This is a genomic window from Kiloniella sp., from assembly GCF_048270245.1.
In the GTDB taxonomy this organism is placed as follows: Bacteria; Pseudomonadota; Alphaproteobacteria; order Kiloniellales; family Kiloniellaceae; genus Kiloniella.
Window position 1 is genome coordinate 336,816 of the sequence record NZ_JBLWTH010000002.1, and the last position, 18,069, is coordinate 354,884.

Below are 18,069 nucleotides of genomic sequence, written 5' to 3' on the forward strand. Positions count from 1 at the left end.
AGCCCTTAACCTGCGTTGGAAACGATATACCAGGTAATCAGGGCAACAACCCCGATTAACATGGCAAATGCGTAATGATAGACATATCCGCTTTGTAGACGGCTCGCTTTACCCGCAAGAATGCGTGTAAGCGAACTCACCCCATCTGGTCCGTAAGCATCAATTACAGCACCATCCCCGGATTTCCAGAGAAAGCGGCCAATCTTGACAGCAGGACGTACAAAGAGAAAGTCATAGAGTTCATCAAACATCCATTTCCTGTAAACGAAGGTATGGATTGGTTTGATGATTGACACGAAAGTCGCAGGAAGGCTTGGCACGAACATATAGAAAACATATGCCAGAACAATCCCGCTGATCGCTGCAATTAATGGTACAAGCTTCACCCATGTCGGAACATGGTGTGCCGCTTCAACCGTATCATTTGCAGCTAGAACCAGAAGTGAATCACCCCAAAATTCTGCTTTAAGATCACCCACGAAATAATTGTATCCCAACCACCCAGCAAAGAGAGCACCAACACCCAGAACAAGTAATGGGATCATCATCACCATTGGTGATTCGTGAACGCCCTTCATAGTGTGTTCATCCGCACGCGGATTACCATGGAAGGTCATGATCAGCAGACGCCAGGAATAAAATGCTGTCATAAAGGCAGCAGCTGTCCCCGCCCAGAAGGCAAACATACCCTGTGTGGAATGATCAGCATAAGCAGCTTCAAGGATAAGATCTTTCGAGAAATATCCTGAAAGCGGTGGAATACCCGCCAAGGCAATTGACCCGATCCACATAAGAAGATAGGTCGCCGGAATCATTTTCCAGATACCACCCATCTTACGCATATCCTGTTCGTGGTGCATCGCATGGATCACAGAACCAGCACCTAAGAACAACAGCGCTTTAAAGAAAGCGTGTGTCATCAGGTGGAAAATAGCACCACCATAAGCAGATACACCGATCGCAAAGAACATATAGCCAAGCTGTGAACAGGTTGAATAGGCAATTACGCGTTTGATATCAAACTGAGTCAGACCAATTGTTGCTGCAAAGAAGGCCGTTGCGGCACCAACGTAAGTAACAACTTCCAGCGCTGCAGGTGCATATTCAAACACAGGCGAGAAACGACAAAGCATGAAGATACCCGCTGTCACCATTGTCGCCGCGTGAATAAGCGCAGAAACAGGGGTCGGGCCTTCCATCGCATCAGGCAACCATGTGTGCAGACCAAGTTGAGCTGATTTGCCCATTGCACCAACAAAGAGCAACAGACAAATAATTGTCAGGGCATGCCCTTCATAGCCAAGGAATGTGAACTGAGCTGTCGATAGCCCCTCTGCCTGAGGGAAAATTTCAGCAAAGTTGACAGAACCAAAGAGGACAAAAACACCCATAATGCCAAGAGCAAAGCCAATATCAGCAACTCGGTTGACCAGAAACGCTTTCATCGCTGCCGAACATGCCGACGCCTTTTCATACCAGAAACCAATCAGCAGGTATGACGCCAGACCAACACCTTCCCAACCAAAGAACATCTGAACAAGGTTATCAGAAGTAACCAGCATCAGCATGAAAAAGGTGAAAAGTGACAGGTACGAAAAGAAGCGCGTAATTGACTTGTCTTCGGACATATAACCAATTGAATAGAGGTGCACCATTGACGAGACAACAGTGACAACAATCAGCATTACGGCTGTTAGTGTATCAATTTTCAACGCCCAGGATAGCTGAAAATCACCAGAATTAATCCAGGTAAACAAATGTGTTGTCCGCGCGTTTCCATCAATGGCGACATCAAAGAAAACAACGAATGATAAAACAGCTGATACAAGTAGTAACCCAGTAGTTAGTACTTGGGCTCCGCGATCGCCGATCCACTTGCCAAACAGACCGGCAATAAATGAACCTAACAGAGGGAGAAAGACTATAAAGTTTTCCATCGTCGGATTAGCCTTTCATCATGTTGATATCTTCAACCGCGATTGACCCGCGATTACGGAAGTAGATAACCAGGATCGCCAGACCAATCGCCGCCTCAGCAGCAGCAACAGTCAAAATAAAGACGGCGAAGACCTGACCAACCAGATCACCCATATGGGTAGAGAAAGCCACAAAGTTGATGTTCACGGCCAAGAGCATAAGCTCAATCGACATCATAATAACAATGACGTTCTTTCTGTTCAGAAAGATACCGAAGATACCTAGGGTAAACAAAACAGCCGCGACAACTAGGTAATGGGCTAGACCAATTTCTAACATGGTTAGATTCCACTCCCGCTGGATACTTTTTTGATTTCAACGGACTCTTCACGACTACGGTTGATTTGATCAGAAATAACCTGTTTACGAACACCGTCACGCTGACGGAGCGTCAGAACAATTGCTCCGACCATCGCAACCAATAAGATCAAACCACAAGCTTGGAAGAGGTATGCGTATTTAGTGTAAAGCACCTGCCCCAAAGCCCGCGTGTTATGAACAGTGTCCATATCGGGAATTGGCACAGCCGCCGTAGCCATAACATCAGGTGCTGTGAATGATGAAGACAAGATCACGACAAGTTCCATAAAGAGAACCAGACCGATAGAACCGCCAATCAGCAAATATTGCTTAAAGCCCTGTCGTGCACGCTCGATATTGATATCAAGCATCATCACAACAAAGAGGAAGAGAACTGCCACAGCCCCGACATAAACGACCACGAGGATCATCGCGAGGAATTCAGCCCCCATCAGCACAAAAAGACCAGCCGCATTAAAGAAACAGAGGATAAGGAACAGAACCGAATGAACCGGATTCTTGGAAGAAATCACCATAACTGCCGAAGCAATGGCAACTGCTGCAAATAGATAGAAGACGAGCGCCTGAACGATCATTTGGCTACCCTTTCTTTATAGGCCTGGTGTTGGCATATGATTTTTTTCATAAACACTTTTTTATCCCAAGCTTTTAGCGGTAAGGAGTATCCAACGCGATGTTCTGCGCAATTTCGGTTTCCCAACGGTCGCCATTCGCAAGTAACTTGTCTTTATCATAGAAAAGCTCTTCACGTGTCTCAGTCGCAAACTCAAAGTTTGGTCCCTCGACAATTGCGTCCACCGGGCAAGCCTCTTGGCAAAATCCGCAATAGATACACTTCGTCATATCAATGTCATAGCGTGTTGTACGGCGACTACCGTCATCACGCGGCTCAGCTTCGATTGTAATCGCCTGTGCCGGGCAAATAGCTTCGCACAACTTACAGGCGATACAACGCTCTTCCCCATTCGGGTAGCGGCGCAAAGCATGCTCTCCACGAAAACGGGGGCTAATTGGCCCTTTTTCGTATGGGTAGTTAAGGGTGACCTTTGGCTTAAAGAAGTATTTAAGCGTCAAAGCCATTCCGGAAAGCAGTTCGGTCAAAAGAAGACTGCGGACTGGGTTTTTCATAAAAGCCATCGTCCTCTATCTCTCCATATTTCTTTTTATTATTTTCTTTTCCATCACCAGATCTCCTATTGAGCCACAGGTAACAGGTCAAAACCAACCAGTACGCCAGCCGTCAGGAACACCCATAATAGGGAAAACGGCAGGAAAACTTTCCATCCCAAACGCATCAGTTGGTCATAACGGAAGCGCGGGAATGTGGCACGAACCCATAGGAAACAGAAAAGAACCATTGCAATCTTTAATGAGAACCAAACAGGACCAGGTATCCAGTTCAACGGCGCAATATCCAAAGGCGGCAACCAGCCACCAAGGAAAAGAATTGTAGCCATTGCACTCATCAGGATCATGTTTGCGTATTCCCCAAGGAAGAATAACGCAAAGCTCATGGAAGAATACTCTACCATGAAACCCGCCACGATTTCTGATTCGCCCTCGGGTAAATCGAATGGTGAACGGTTTGTTTCGGCCAGAATGGAAATGAAGAAGATCACAAACATTGGCAGCAACGGGAACGCATACCAGTTCAAAAGGCCGTAATTCCCTTTTTGCGCCATCACGATATCTGACAGGTTTAATGATCCTACGCACAAGAGAACGGTAACAATCACCAACCCCATGGAAACTTCGTAGGACACCATCTGAGCCGCGGAACGAAGCGCACCAATGAAAGGATACTTCGAGTTAGAAGCCCACCCCGCCATAATCACGCCATAAACACCCAGTGATGAGATCGCGAAAAGGTAGAGAATACCGACATTGATATCACTAACAACCAGACCTTCGCCAAAAGGAATAACGGCCCAAGCAACAAGACTCAGAATAAACGTAAGCATTGGTGCCATGATGAAGATGATCTTGTTCGATCCCGAAGGAAGAATAGTCTCCTTCATCATCAACTTGACCGCATCGGCAAAAGGTTGCAACGCACCAAAAGGCCCAACAACGTTTGGTCCTTTGCGAAGCTGCATCGCACCGATAACTTTACGTTCCGCCAGCGTAAGATAGGCCACCGCGATCAGCAAAGGACCGACAATTACCATAATTTGCGCAACGATCATGATCGTTGGCAGAGCGTATCCTTCCCAGAATTCAACCATTTGTTCCAGTAGCTCCCTGCTCTTTACCCAGTACAAATTGCTCTGTACAGGCAGACATCGTTTCAGATGAACGGCTGATCGGATCAGTCATATAGAAATTCTTGATGTTACTTGTGAAAGGATCAGAAGATAGTTTCCCCGTACTCTTTGCTACATCGCCCAAGCCAATTGTTGAGACTTGGTCAATTGCAGCAAAGACAGGATTAACGTCGATCATTCTTTGACGCAGTTGCCCAAGGTTATCATAAGGCAGTGCCTCACCAACCTGTTCTGACAATGCACGAAGAATAGTCCAATCTTCTCTGGCTTCACCCGGAGGGAACGTCGCAAGACGTCCCAATTGAACGCGGCCTTCTGTATTCACATAGGTACCGTTTTTCTCGGTATAGGCCGCACCCGGTAAAATCACATCCGCAGCCGAAGCGCCTGCATCCCCATGGTGCCCTTGATAGATCACAAAAGCATTCTTCAGCTTAGAAGTATCAATCTCATCTGCACCCAATAGGTAAACAGCTTTGATAGATCCTTTTTCAGCACCATCCAGAATACCAGCAACATCAGCACCGTTCTTACCCGGCACCAAGCCTAGATCCAGGCCAGCAACACGAGAAGCTGCCGTATGAAGAACATTGAAACCGTTCCAGTCATCCTGAACAAGACCGTATTTATCGGCAATTGCTTTTGCTTCAGCTAAAACTGCAGCACCATCATCCCGGGTCAACGCGCCCATACCAACAATAATCATTGGCTTCTTGGCGTCCTTCAGCACATCAGCAAAAGAGCTTTTACCAGATGTAACTTCTTTCAAAGTGTCCGGGCCTGCACCTAAGTACTCATATTCATAAGTCAGATCGGCTGCTTCACCGATCATACCTACTTTAAAGCCACCTTCTAGGAAGCGTTTGCGCAATCTTGCATTAATGAGGGCGGCTTCCCAACGTGGATTTGTTCCGACAAGAAGAACAGCGTCGGCTTCTTCAATACCAGCAATAGAGCTGTTAAAGAGATAGGTTGAACGATCATCAGCGCTCAACTTGGCGCCGTCCTGACGACAGTCGATATTTTCAGACCCTAGATTAGCCATAAAGTCTTTCAGAGCCACCATGGATTCTGCATCGTTCAGATCGCCAGAAATCGCCGCAATTTCATTTCCTTTAAGAGAAGATAATTTCCCTTTGATCGCGGCAAAGGCTTCATCCCAGGATGCTGCTTTCAACTTGCCATCAACACGGACATAGGGGCGATCAATACGCTGACGGCTCAACCCATCTGTAATGTAACGGGTTTTATCGGTGATCCACTCTTCGTTCACATCTTCATGGATACGTGGAAGAACACGAAGCACTTCACGACCACGAACATCAATACGAATGTTCGATCCGACAGCATCCATCACATCAATGGAGTTTACCTTTTTCAATTCCCAAGGACGGGCATTGAACGCATAAGGTTTGGACGTCAACGCACCGACAGGGCAAACATCAACCAGATTACCGGACAGTTCAGTATTAACAGCCTTTTCCAAAGTCGTGATCTCAACATGACCACCACGATTTAAAAGACCAACTTCTTCAATACCAGCAACCTCAGTCGAGAAACGCACACAACGTGTACACTGAATACAGCGGGTCATGATCGTCTTGATCAATGGCCCCATATATTTTTCAGTAACCGCCCGTTTGCTTTCTTTGTAACGTCCATGATCAAGACCAAAGGCCATGGCCTGATCCTGAAGATCACACTCACCACCCTGATCGCAGATCGGGCAATCAAGCGGGTGATTGATCAAAAGGAATTCCATCACCCCTTTACGGGCTTTTTGAACAACCTCGGTATCTGTCTTGATCACCATGCCTTCACCAACCGGCATTGCACAAGATGCAATCGGTTTCGGGGCACGTTCCATTTCGACCAGACACATCCGGCAATTACCGGCGACGGAAAGACGTTCGTGGTAACAGAAACGTGGAATTTCTGCCCCCGCAAGTTCGCAAGCCTGAAGAACTGTCAGGCCGTCTGCGACTTCAATCTCTTTACCGTCAATCGTCAACTTTGGCATCAGTCTCTCCTACTCCGCTGCCTGGCGCGATTGCTTGTATTCGTTAATCCGGCGCTCTAATTCCGGACGGAAATTCCGGATCAAGCCCTGGATCGGCCAAGCTGCAGCATCACCAAGCGCACAAATCGTGTGACCTTCAACCTGCTTTGTAACATCCCAAAGCATATCGATTTCTTCAACATCAGCTTCGCCGCGAACCATGCGCTGCATAAGACGGAACATCCATCCCGTTCCTTCGCGGCATGGCGTACACTGGCCACAGCTTTCGTGTTGATAGAAATGTGAAAGTCGGCAGATAGCTTCGACAACATCGGTGGATTTATCCATCACGATAACCGCCGCTGTTCCCAAACCGGATCCCGCTTCGCGTAGTGCATCGAAATCCATGGTCATGGTATCACACACATGCTTTGGCAGCATTGGAACAGATGATCCACCCGGAATTACTGCAAGCAGATTATCCCAACCGCCACGAACACCACCCGCATGCTTTTCAATAAGCTCACGCAGAGGAATGCTCATCGCTTCCTCGACGTTACAGGGCTTGTTCACGTGACCGGATATAGAGAAAATCTTTGTACCGGTGTTATTCTCACGGCCAAACTGTTTCCACCAATCAGGACCTCTGCGCAAAATGGTCGGTGACACAGCAACTGTTTCCACATTGGTCACAGTTGTTGGACATCCATACAAACCACAAGCAGCAGGGAACGGAGGTTTCAGACGAGGTTGGCCTTTTTTGCCTTCCAGACTTTCCAGAAGCGCCGTTTCTTCACCACAGATATAAGCACCGGCACCGCGATGAACATGCACGTCAAACGCCCAGCCAGAACCGCAGGCATCGTCACCCAGTAATCCATCTGCTCTTGCCTGCTCAATCGCAGCTTCCAATCGCGTGGATTCTAGATAATACTCACCACGAATATAGATGTAAGCCGTATGAGCGCCCATTGCGAAACCAGCAATCAGGCAACCTTCGATAAGCGTATGGGGATCATTACGCATGATCTCACGGTCTTTACAGGATCCAGGCTCTGATTCATCCGCGTTGACAACCAGATAACTCGGACGGCTCGGATCTTCTTTCGGCATGAAAGACCATTTAATGCCAGCCGGGAAACCCGCACCGCCACGACCACGCAGGCCAGAGTCTTTCATACGATTGACAATTTCTTCGCGACCAAGCGCAACCAGATCCTTGGTACCTATCCAAATGCCACGTTTCTTGGCACCTTCAAGCCCCCAGTCATCCTGTCCGTAAAGATTTTGGAAAATACGATCTTTATCATCTAAAAGTGGCATCATTCACCCCCTTTTAGGGTTGTACGCTCACCCTCTGGCGCAGATGTAAGACGACCAATTTGTGATCCGATTGGCACATCTTTGCCTGCGCGAAGCTCTTCCACAATTTCCATCATGCGTTCAGGGGAAAGATCTTCGTAATACCAATCGTTAATCTGAACCATTGGCGCATTACAACATGCGCCCATACATTCAACTTCAACAACCGAGAAAAGACCGTCATCACTGACGTCACCAACCTTACTAACGCCAATTTTATCCATTGCCGCTTTCAAAATATTGTCTGATCCGTTTAACCAGCACGGTGTTGTCCGGCACACCTGGATAAAGTACTTACCCACAGGCTTGAGGTTAAACATCGTGTAAAAGGTGGCAACTTCGTGTGCACGAATTGGCGCAATTTCAAGATATTCAGCAACATATTCAATTGCTTCAGGCGGTAGCCAGCCGTCGTTCTGTTTTTGCGCGATATAGAATAGACTAATGATCGCGCTGGCCTGACGGCCTTCAGGGTACTTGGCAACAATCTTTTCTGCTTCACGAAGGTTTTCTTCGGTAAACTTAAAGTCGCCTGTTTTGGCTTTTGGAAAACTACTGGTTTTCATCGGTCAACCTCGCCGAAGACGATATCCATTGAACCCAGAATAGCAACACTGTCAGCCAACATGTGCCCGCGGCACATATAATCCATGGCAGCTAGGTGCGCAAATCCCGGTGCTTTGATTTTACAGCGGTACGGCTTGTTTGATCCGTCAGCGACAAGATAAACACCGAACTCTCCCTTGGGAGCTTCGACCGCGATGTAAGTTTCACCAGCAGGAACGTGGAAACCTTCTGTATAAAGTTTGAAGTGGTGGATCAACGCTTCCATAGAGCGTTTCATGTCATCACGACGCGGAGGGGTAACTTTGTGATTTGGCGCAAGAACAGGCCCTTCGGGCATTTTCTCGATGCACTGCTTCATAATATGCAAGGACTGACGCATCTCTTCGACACGAACAAGATATCTGTCGAAACAATCACCGTTCTTCCCAACTGGAATATCGAAATCCAGTTCGTCATAACAATCGTAAGGTTGTGATTTACGAAGATCCCATGCGATACCGGAACCACGGATCATTGGGCCAGAAAGTCCCCAATCCATCGCTTCGTCAAAGTTCATGACACCGATATCAACTGTCCTCTGACGAAAAATCCTGTTTTCAGTCAGCAAACCTTCGAGGTCATCAATAAAGGACGGGAAATTCTCGCAAAATTCTGAAATATCAGACAGTAATCCGGCAGGAAGGTCCTGATGAACACCACCCGGACGAAAGTAAGCAGCGTGCAGTCTGGCACCACAAGCACGCTCGTAGAATTCCATCAAGATTTCACGTTGCTCAAAGCCCCAGAGGATTGGTGTCATAGCACCAACATCAATCGCAAAGGTCGTGATATTCAAAAGATGATTTAGAATACGACCGATTTCACAATAGAGAACACGGATATACTGGCCACGCTTTGGAACTTCGATATCAAGCATCTTTTCAACAGCAAGAGCAAAAACATGCTCTTGGTTCATCGGCGCGACATAATCAAGGCGGTCAAAATAAGGAATTGCCTGTAAATAGGTCTTATATTCAATAAGCTTCTCTGTTCCGCGGTGTAGCAAACCAATATGCGGGTCTGCCCGTTCAATGATCTCGCCGTCCATCTCCATAACCAGACGAAGAACACCATGCGCAGCCGGATGCTGAGGACCAAAGTTCAGCGTAAGCGGCTTAATCGTTGCTTCAGCCATTAAGCAGCCCCCTCTTCATTTTCCTGTTCGGCCTTTTCATCCCCTGGCAGGTTCACAATACCTTCCCACGGGCTGGAGAAATCGAAGTTCCGGAATTCCTGTGTCAGTTTCACGGGTTCATAAACAACGCGCTTTTGTGTCTCGTCATACCTGACTTCTACATAGCCTGTAAGCGGGAAGTCTTTGCGTAGCGGATGCCCTTCGAAACCGTAATCGGTCAGTATACGACGAAGATCCGGGTGGTTGGCAAAGAAGATGCCGTACATATCCCATACTTCACGTTCGTACCAGATCGCAGAACTGAAAAGCCCTGTCACGGATTCAACTGGCGTTTCATCGCTTGTTGAAAACTTGATCTTGATACGCTGATTATGGGTAAGAGATAGAAGACAGTAAACGAGTTCAAAACGCTCTTCTCTGGCCGGGTAATCGACCGCAGTCAATTCCACCAGCTGCCTGAATTGACAGTTTTGATTGTCTCGTAGGAACTTTATAACCTGAAGGAGGGTATCTGACTTTGCCCAGATGACAAGTTCGTCATTTCTAAGCTCAGTTCCAGTTACCGCCTCTCCCAAGGTAGTGGCGATAAAATCGCCCAAGTCCAGTAAAGCCTGATTCATATGGTTCACCAGTATTTAGGAATGCCCGAGATAGGCTACCTGCGGAATTTCGCGGTTCGTTTGATTTTCTTTTGAAGCTGTAGAATGCCATAAATAAGCGCCTCAGCCGTCGGCGGACACCCAGGAACATAAATATCTACAGGAACAACTCTGTCACAGCCACGAACGACAGAATAAGAATAGTGATAATAGCCGCCGCCATTTGCACAAGACCCCATTGAGATAACCCAACGAGGTTCTGGCATCTGATCATAAACCTTACGCAAGGCCGGCGCCATTTTGTTGGTAAGTGTACCAGCAACAATCATCACATCTGACTGACGAGGCGACGGGCGGAAAACCATTCCAAAACGGTCCATGTCATAACGGCTACACGCCGCGTGCATCATTTCCACCGCGCAACAAGCCAACCCAAAAGTCATCGGCCACAAAGACCCAGACTGTGCCCAACCTGTAAGCTGATCCATACGCGCCAACACAAAGCCACGTTCAGCGAGTTCTTCGCCAACGTTTTGCAGAACAAGATCTTGTTCCGGACCTGGCGGCAGCGGTGCCCCTTGCTTGAGAGCTGGATTAGAGATTACTCCCATTCCAATGCCCCTTTCTTCCATTCGTATGCAAAGCCAATCGTCAAAATGACCAAAAAGACCACCATCGACCAGAAACCAAAGAAACCGATATCACCCAGTGATACGGCCCAAGGGAACAGGAAGGCGACTTCAAGGTCGAAAATAATGAAGAGGATTGCCACTAGGTAGAAGCGCACATCAAAACGGCCACGCGCGTCATCAAACGCTTCGAAGCCACACTCATAAGTACTGATTTTCTCTGAATCAGGGTGCTGTTTAGCCATGATAACAGAAGCCAGCATCATTGCGATAGCCAGACCCACTGCAATTCCGAGAAAGATCAGAATTGGCAGGTATTCCGCCAACATCCCATCTAAGCCCATCTCTCCATACAATCTGCACGAGGGTTACCGCGCAAATCACCTTTCATGTCGAATATGACAAGAGGCCTTTATGGCCCTATTTTTTAAGTATGTATTAAATATCGCCCAAAGGCGACATAAGCAAACATAGAATCGCCACAATCCAGAAAAAATCGTATTATCCCAGTAGTGGAATCAAGTATTAACCGAAGAACTGAAGAAAACACATTCCGTTCTACAGGATAAACATTTGCAATGTCTTAAGGGATATAAGGAGTATCATAAGAAATGATGGCGAGGATGACGAGACTTGAACTCGCGACCTCTGGCGTGACAGGCCAGCGCTCTAACCAACTGAGCTACACCCCCGCAGAAGAGTGCCATCGGTGGACGGTTAAATGGCGAGGATGACGAGACTTGAACTCGCGACCTCTGGCGTGACAGGCCAGCGCTCTAACCAACTGAGCTACACCCCCACATAACCATCCCTGCGGACGAGGGTTTATTTAGTGTAGTACCCTGCCCCTGTCAAGCGACGGAATAGATTTTTGACAGTTTTTTTTTAGTTTTTTGAATAAAGCCTAAAATAAGAAGAAAATCCTTTAGCATCAATGATCTAACGAATCGATTTAAGAGCGGTAATAGTTGAAAAACTCGACCTCTCTTCCCCACATAAAAATATAGAATCGCGCTCCATTTTGTAGAGTGACTAATAAAAAATCTTTTCATACAAATCTTGAATACATTTTTTATATAGGAAAAAGTAACTAATAAGAAAATTACATATAGGTTAACAACACCCCATGATCGTCACGCCTATAAAAAGGTTTAACAAAACAACCACATAAAAAAATGGCCAGAGCATTACTCTGGCCATTTTCAGTTTCGATGTTAGCCACCGAAATCGTCTAACATAATATCTTCTCGGTCGACTCCAAGTTCAAGGAGCATGTTAATTACCGAGGAATTCATGACCGGCGGACCGCACATATAATATTCGCAATCTTCTGGTGCCGTATGGTTTTTAAGATACTCATCATAAAGCACGTTATGAATAAAGCCCGTGTACCCATCCCAATCATCTTCAGGCAAGGCATCAGACAACGCCACATGCCAAGTAAAGTTCGGAAACTCGGCAGCCAACTGGTTAAAATCTTCAACAAAGAACATTTCCCGTTTTGATCGAGCCCCGTACCAGAATGTGATCTTACGATCCTTATTCTTTAGACGCTTAAGCTGATCAAAAATGTGACTGCGCATCGGTGCCATACCAGCACCGCCACCGATAAAGACCATTTCCTTATCAGTATCACGAGCAAAAAATTCACCAAACGGACCAGAGATCGTCACCTTGTCCCCAGGCTTCAGGTTGAAGATATAAGATGACATCTGTCCCGGAGGAATACCTTGCGTACCGGGTGGCGGCGATGCCACACGGACATTAAGCATAATCATTCCACGTTCTTCCGGATAGTTCGCCATGGAATAAGCACGCTCAACAGGCTCGGCAACAGTCGATTCGAATTGCCAAAGATTGAACTTGTCCCAATCTTCCCGATACTCTTCTTCAACGTCGAAATCTTTATATGTCAGTTTATGTGCCGGCGCTTCGATCTGAATGTATCCACCAGCGCGGAAATTCACATCCTCGCCTTCGGGCAAATCAAGGATCAATGACTTAATAAAGGTCGCCACGTTCTCGTTAGAACGAACCGTACATTCCCATTTCTTAACACCAAAGACTTCTTCAGGAACTTCGATTTCCATATCCTGCTTAACTGCAACTTGGCAGGATAGGCGATCCCCGCAAGAGGCCTCTCGTTTAGTGATGTGGCCTTCTTCGGTCGGCAGAATAGAGCCTCCGCCTGAGAAAATTTTCACCCGGCATTGCGCGCAAGTACCGCCACCACCACAAGCAGAAGGCACAAAAAGCTTCTGTTCAGCCAATGTTTGCAACAATTTTCCACCAGCTGGAACCGAAATTGTTTTCTCACCGTTAATAGTGATATCAACGTTTCCGGTAGAAACCAGTTTAGAACGTGCTGCAAGAATAATCGTGACAAGCGCCAGAACGATCAGTGTAAAAAGCAGGATGCCTAATCCAAATGTGATCAATTGAGCCTCCCCTTTACAATTTCACGCCACTAAAGGACATGAAGGCCATCGCCATAAGGCCGGCAGTGATGAAGGTAATACCAAGGCCCTGAAGACCGTCAGGTATATCCGAATACTTTAGTTTTTCGCGAACACCAGCCATCGCCGTGATTGCCAAAGCCCAACCAAAACCAGAAGAAATGCCGTAGGTCGTTGCCTCTGCAAAATTATAGTCGCGCTCGACCATAAATAGCGAGCCACCAAGAATAGCGCAGTTCACTGTAATCAACGGCAAGAACACGCCCAAAGCGTTGTAAAGCGGTGGGAAATATTTATCCAAAACCATTTCAAGTATCTGAACCAACGCCGCAATAACGCCGATGTAAGAAATCAGACCAAGAAAGGTTAGATCGACATTATCAAACCCGGCCCAAGAAAGAGCCCCCGGCGCCAGAAGGTAAGTCAGGATCAGATTATTTGCAGGCACAGTAATAGCCTGAACAACCATCACAGAAATACCGAGGCCGATAGCAGTCGCGATCTTTTTCGACACAGCAATAAAGGTGCACATGCCCAGGAAAAATGAAAGCGCCAGATTTTCAACGAAAACCGCCTTTACGGCTAAAGAGATCAGCTCTTCCATTAGTGTTCCTCAACCACTTGAATTTTATAATCACGCTCTTCAATTTGCTCTGGTTTCCAAGCACGGAACGCCCAGATAAGCAGACCAATGACAAAGAAAGCTGAAGGAGGCAGTAGCAAAAGACCGTTCGGTACATACCAACCACCGTTATTCACAGTCTCAAGTATCGTCACCCCAAAAAGCGAACCGGAACCGAAAAGCTCGCGGATCACACCAACAAGCATCAAAATCAATCCGTAACCCAAACCATTACCAATTCCATCAATGAAAGACGCAATCGGCGGATTTTTCATCGCAAAGGCTTCTGCGCGCCCCATCACAATACAGTTGGTGATAATCAAACCGACAAAGACAGAAAGCGTTTTGGAAATCTCGAAAGCATAGGCCTTGAGAACCTGATCAACGACAATCACAAGTGATGCAATAATCACCATCTGTACAATAATCCGGATAGAACCAGGGATCTGATTTCGGATCATCGAAATAAACATCGATGCGAATGCTGTAACCGCTGTTACAGCAAGGGCCATAACAAAAGCCACCTGCAAAGAAGATGTTACCGCCAGCGCTGAACAGATACCAAGAACCTGTAGCGTAATCGGATTGTTATCGACCATCGGGTCGAGAATAAGTTCTTTAGGAGTCTGCGCCATTAGATCTCTCCCGCTTTAACTGATTCTAGGAAAGGAGCATATCCCGCCTTACCCATCCAGAAACGTACCAGATTATCTACGCCATTAGACGTCAGTGTTGCCCCTGCCAAAGCGTCGACATGGAATTCCTGACCAGCAGGCGGTGCCGTTTTAGCAACTGTAATCTGTAGCACGTCATTGTCATCATAAAGCTTTTTACCACGCCATAGTGATTTCCAGCGCGGATTATCAACTTCAGCACCAAGGCCCGGCGTTTCAGCATGACTGTAGAACTGTAACCCAAAAATATCGTTGGCGTTTTCTTCAACAGCAATGAACCCATAAAGCGTTGACCAAAGTCCATACCCATGTAGAGGTAAGATCACCTTGTCGAGACTGCCATCTTCATTACGCAGGAGGTACACAGTCACAAACTTGGCTTGCCGACCAATCGACGCCGGATCATCTGTCAATTCAACAGACAATTCGGGGGCATCTGCAGCAGCACGATCATCAAATGTGTTTACGTCGAATTGATCCGTAAATTCACCTGTTGCAAGCTCTAGCACATGTGGTTCGAAAACCTTGAAAGCCTCTGTCACATCTGTACCAGGACTATAAAGCCCGGCCACCTGCAGAATGTTGATTTGCTTGTCTTTAAGCTTGTTGATTTCCTGCACAGGTCTCAACGACACTGCAACAGCAGACACAATCATCGAAGCCACAAGACAAAGCGTTACTGCTACAACTACCGTTTTGCCCACTGAATCAGGGGGTGTATCAAGAAAACGGCGTAACAATCCAGGTTTTTTATTTTCGTCAGGCATTACGCTTTGCCCTCCGCTTAATATTGGCTTGCACCACAAAATAATCGATCAGTGGCGCAAAGACGTTTCCGAATAAAATGGCAAGCATCATTCCCTCTGGGAAAGCCGGATTAATTACCCGGATCATGACCACCATAAAACCAATCAACGCGCCATAGATATAACGCCCAACGTTGGTGTGGCTGGCAGAAACAGGTTCCGTAACCATAAAGGCAAGACCAAACGCAAAACCGCCCGTTACAAGATGCCAATACCACGGCATTGCAAACATCGGATTACTGTCAGACCCAACCCAATTGAGAAGCAAAGAAAAGCCGATCATACCGCCCAAACAACCAACAACAAGACGCCAATTGGCAATCTTGGTAATCAGCAAAAAGCTCAACCCAATTAAACAGGCCAATGTAGAGGTTTCGCCAATAGATCCTTGGATCGTACCAAGAAAGGCGCTTGTCCAATCAATCCCACGAGAAGCAAGTTCCGAGAATCCTTCAGAAGCGCTGACAGAAAGGGCCGTCGCGCCAGAGAAACCATCGACAGGTGTCCAAATAGTTTCGCCCGACATTTGTGCTGGATATGCAAAGTAAAGGAAAGCACGTCCGGTAAGCGCAGGGTTAAGAAAGTTCTTCCCAGTTCCGCCAAATACCTCTTTACCGATAACAACGCCAAAAGAAATACCTAAAGCAACCTGCCACAAAGGGGCGCTTGGCGGTAAAATCAACGCATAAAGCATTGAAGTAACAAGAAAACCTTCGTTAACTTCGTGACCACGCACCGTCGCAAAGATGACTTCCCAAATACCGCCAACAACAAGTGTTACGATATAAATCGGAAGGAAATAAAGCAGACCATGTAAGAAATTGGCTATCGGATTATTAGGGTCAAAACCAACCCCTAATAAATCAAGAAGCCACACCCGCCAACCGGACGAATTATGAACTTCCATTGCCGTATTCGTCTGAAAACCGACATTATACAGCCCGATCAGAATACAAGGGATCGTCGCAATGACCACATAGGTCATGATCCGCTTCATATCCACATAAGATCTTGCATGCGGAGCGACTTTCGTCACCGTTTTTGGCGTGTAGAGAAAGCTCTCGACCATTTCATAGATGGGGAAGAACTTCTCATACTTACCACCATTGGTGAAATGAGGCTCTATACGATCGAAAAAGTTGCGAATACCCACGAGATCAGCCCTCCTTTTCGATCTTGTTAAGGCAGTCGCGTAGCGCCGTGCCATATTCATACTTGGCTGGGCAAGCAAAGCCGACTACGCCAAGATCTTCTTCGTCCAGTTCTAGTGCACCGAGTGCCTGTGCCTGATCGGTGTCCATCACCAAAAGTGCACGTAAGAGCTGAGTTGGTAAATAATCCTGCGGCATAAGCTCTTCAAAAGTACCAAGCGGCACCATAGCTCTACGACCACCGTTGAGGTTTGACGTCAAAGCATAAAGCTTCTTAGAGAAAGCAGATCCCAATACAGGTTGTACTGAATATTTCGACGGCATTGGGAGAATCCAACCCATCGTGATCTGTTTTTCGTCTTCTTCGATCAATGTAATCTGACGTGCGTAGCGGCCAAGGTATCCATCTTCGCCCTCGCCCATACGCCCACTAAGAATTGACCCTGAAATCATGCGAACAGGCACATCACCGGGTATATCTTGGGCAATCAGATCTGCCATCGATGCACCAGAAATCGTGCGAACCAAACGAGGATTAGCGCAAAGAGGACCAGACAATGCAACAACACGGCTTGCATCATAACACCCAGTTGAAATCAACTTACCGATCGAAATGACATCCGAATAACCAATTGTCCAGACAGCTTGATCACCCTTTGGTGGCTCAAGAAAATGTATATGTGTTCCAGCCAAGCCAGCAGGATGAGGTCCTGAAAAACTTGCAACAGTTACGGCTGAAAGGTCTGAACCTGGAATATCAACATCTGGAGCTTGGCAAAGATAGGTTTTTCCCTCTGTAAGCAGTGTAATCGCTTCCAGTCCTTTGCGAAAATTCTCCGCTTCATCAGCAATGATCTCTGTAGGATCAGCCGAGAGCGGCTCTGAATCCATTGCCGTCACAAAAATGGCTGACGGTCTACTGTCCGGTACAGGAACCTTAGAATAAGGTCTCGTGCGAAACGACGTCCAAAGTCCAGCAGCACAAAGACGCTCAACCAAACCTTCCGCAGTAGAGACATCACCCACGCTAGAAAAATCAATCGGTTCAGCAGCCGACTCATCAATGTCAATTACGACACTGATCAAGACACGTCGTGCGCCTCGATTGATCGCTCTAATCCGACCAGAAACTGGCGACGTGATGAGAACTTCCGGTGTATCTTTATGGGATAGAATAGGGGTTCCTGCCGCAACGACATCCCCTTCCTGAACCGAAAGGCGCGGTTTCAGGCCAATATAGTCCGCGCCTAATATAGCAACGGAGCCAACTGTAGCAGGATCTTTGATTCCAGGCTCGGGTGCCCCCAGCACAGGAACATCAAGACCTTTTCGTAACGAGAATTTCGGCACGTTTATGCAGTCCTGTAAAAATTTTTAGCTCTTATGCGACAATTATGCGGCCTCTTAAAGTACTTTTTTGGGCACAAAGACTTAATTTTTTGTTGAATCTGCTATAAAACTCGCCCAT

At 46.9% G+C, this 18,069-nt stretch carries 18 protein-coding genes and 2 tRNA genes; all 20 read right to left on the reverse strand.

The features are described from left to right. Nucleotides 1–5: 5 nt before the first annotated feature. The 20 genes from nuoL to ACN0W5_RS06885 all read right to left on the reverse strand — a co-directional run bounded on the left by nuoL (nucleotide 6) and on the right by ACN0W5_RS06885 (nucleotide 17,951). Nucleotides 6–1,937: an NADH-quinone oxidoreductase subunit L gene (nuoL, locus tag ACN0W5_RS06790; RefSeq protein WP_417453405.1), complete on the reverse strand. Its 1,932-nt coding sequence runs from the start codon at nucleotides 1,935–1,937 to the stop codon at nucleotides 6–8. A 7-nt stretch (nucleotides 1,938–1,944) separates the two neighbouring features. After that, nucleotides 1,945–2,256 (reverse strand): NADH-quinone oxidoreductase subunit NuoK, encoded by a 312-nt coding sequence (gene nuoK / locus ACN0W5_RS06795; protein WP_046505092.1) that lies wholly within the window; start codon nucleotides 2,254–2,256, stop codon nucleotides 1,945–1,947. A 2-nt stretch (nucleotides 2,257–2,258) separates the two neighbouring features. Continuing rightward, entirely contained in the window at nucleotides 2,259–2,873 is a 615-nt protein-coding gene (locus ACN0W5_RS06800; protein WP_417453406.1) for an NADH-quinone oxidoreductase subunit J, read from the reverse strand. A gap of 73 nt (nucleotides 2,874–2,946) precedes the next feature. Next, entirely contained in the window at nucleotides 2,947–3,435 is a 489-nt protein-coding gene (gene nuoI, locus ACN0W5_RS06805) for an NADH-quinone oxidoreductase subunit NuoI (RefSeq protein ID WP_299373868.1), read from the reverse strand. 56 nt (nucleotides 3,436–3,491) lie between these two features. After that, the gene (nuoH, locus tag ACN0W5_RS06810; RefSeq protein WP_299373871.1) at nucleotides 3,492–4,523 is read right to left on the reverse strand and encodes an NADH-quinone oxidoreductase subunit NuoH; all 1,032 of its coding nucleotides are present in this window, start codon (nucleotides 4,521–4,523) and stop codon (nucleotides 3,492–3,494) included. Continuing rightward, nucleotides 4,516–6,582 (reverse strand): NADH-quinone oxidoreductase subunit NuoG, encoded by a 2,067-nt coding sequence (gene nuoG / locus ACN0W5_RS06815; protein ID WP_417453407.1) that lies wholly within the window; start codon nucleotides 6,580–6,582, stop codon nucleotides 4,516–4,518. The genes nuoH and nuoG overlap by 8 nt, the downstream gene beginning before the upstream one ends. A gap of 9 nt (nucleotides 6,583–6,591) precedes the next feature. Beyond that, entirely contained in the window at nucleotides 6,592–7,884 is a 1,293-nt protein-coding gene (nuoF, locus tag ACN0W5_RS06820) for an NADH-quinone oxidoreductase subunit NuoF (RefSeq protein WP_417453585.1), read from the reverse strand. Beyond that, nucleotides 7,884–8,489 (reverse strand): NADH-quinone oxidoreductase subunit NuoE, encoded by a 606-nt coding sequence (gene nuoE / locus ACN0W5_RS06825; protein WP_417453408.1) that lies wholly within the window; start codon nucleotides 8,487–8,489, stop codon nucleotides 7,884–7,886. The genes nuoF and nuoE overlap by 1 nt, the downstream gene beginning before the upstream one ends. Continuing rightward, entirely contained in the window at nucleotides 8,486–9,664 is a 1,179-nt protein-coding gene (locus ACN0W5_RS06830; protein ID WP_299373880.1) for an NADH-quinone oxidoreductase subunit D, read from the reverse strand. The genes nuoE and ACN0W5_RS06830 overlap by 4 nt, the downstream gene beginning before the upstream one ends. After that, entirely contained in the window at nucleotides 9,664–10,284 is a 621-nt protein-coding gene (locus ACN0W5_RS06835) for an NADH-quinone oxidoreductase subunit C (protein ID WP_417453409.1), read from the reverse strand. Before ACN0W5_RS06835 ends, ACN0W5_RS06830 begins: the two co-directional genes overlap by 1 nt. A gap of 35 nt (nucleotides 10,285–10,319) precedes the next feature. Then, nucleotides 10,320–10,874, reverse strand: coding sequence for a NuoB/complex I 20 kDa subunit family protein (locus ACN0W5_RS06840; RefSeq protein WP_046505071.1), 555 nt, complete (start codon nucleotides 10,872–10,874; stop codon nucleotides 10,320–10,322). After that, entirely contained in the window at nucleotides 10,865–11,236 is a 372-nt protein-coding gene (locus ACN0W5_RS06845; RefSeq protein ID WP_417453410.1) for an NADH-quinone oxidoreductase subunit A, read from the reverse strand. The genes ACN0W5_RS06840 and ACN0W5_RS06845 overlap by 10 nt, the downstream gene beginning before the upstream one ends. 271 nt (nucleotides 11,237–11,507) lie before the next feature. Continuing rightward, nucleotides 11,508–11,584: transfer RNA gene (locus tag ACN0W5_RS06850), tRNA-Asp, on the reverse strand. Nucleotides 11,585–11,614: 30 nt separating this feature from the next. Continuing rightward, a tRNA-Asp gene (locus tag ACN0W5_RS06855) sits at nucleotides 11,615–11,691 on the reverse strand. 415 nt (nucleotides 11,692–12,106) lie between these two features. Continuing rightward, complete coding sequence (gene nqrF / locus ACN0W5_RS06860; protein WP_417453411.1) at nucleotides 12,107–13,330, reverse strand: NADH:ubiquinone reductase (Na(+)-transporting) subunit F; 1,224 nt, start codon at nucleotides 13,328–13,330, stop codon at nucleotides 12,107–12,109. A 13-nt stretch (nucleotides 13,331–13,343) separates the two neighbouring features. Further along, nucleotides 13,344–13,952, reverse strand: coding sequence for an NADH:ubiquinone reductase (Na(+)-transporting) subunit E (gene nqrE / locus ACN0W5_RS06865; protein WP_417429087.1), 609 nt, complete (start codon nucleotides 13,950–13,952; stop codon nucleotides 13,344–13,346). Next, nucleotides 13,952–14,605, reverse strand: a complete 654-nt coding sequence (locus ACN0W5_RS06870; RefSeq protein ID WP_417453412.1) for an NADH:ubiquinone reductase (Na(+)-transporting) subunit D — start codon at nucleotides 14,603–14,605, stop codon at nucleotides 13,952–13,954. The genes nqrE and ACN0W5_RS06870 overlap by 1 nt, the downstream gene beginning before the upstream one ends. Then, nucleotides 14,605–15,411: a Na(+)-translocating NADH-quinone reductase subunit C gene (locus ACN0W5_RS06875; RefSeq protein WP_417453413.1), complete on the reverse strand. Its 807-nt coding sequence runs from the start codon at nucleotides 15,409–15,411 to the stop codon at nucleotides 14,605–14,607. Before ACN0W5_RS06875 ends, ACN0W5_RS06870 begins: the two co-directional genes overlap by 1 nt. Continuing rightward, nucleotides 15,404–16,603: an NADH:ubiquinone reductase (Na(+)-transporting) subunit B gene (locus tag ACN0W5_RS06880; RefSeq protein WP_417453414.1), complete on the reverse strand. Its 1,200-nt coding sequence runs from the start codon at nucleotides 16,601–16,603 to the stop codon at nucleotides 15,404–15,406. Before ACN0W5_RS06880 ends, ACN0W5_RS06875 begins: the two co-directional genes overlap by 8 nt. A 4-nt stretch (nucleotides 16,604–16,607) precedes the next feature. Further along, a complete protein-coding gene (locus tag ACN0W5_RS06885) occupies nucleotides 16,608–17,951 on the reverse strand; it encodes a Na(+)-translocating NADH-quinone reductase subunit A (RefSeq protein ID WP_417453415.1) in 1,344 nt (447 codons plus the stop codon). Nucleotides 17,952–18,069: the final 118 nt, after the last annotated feature.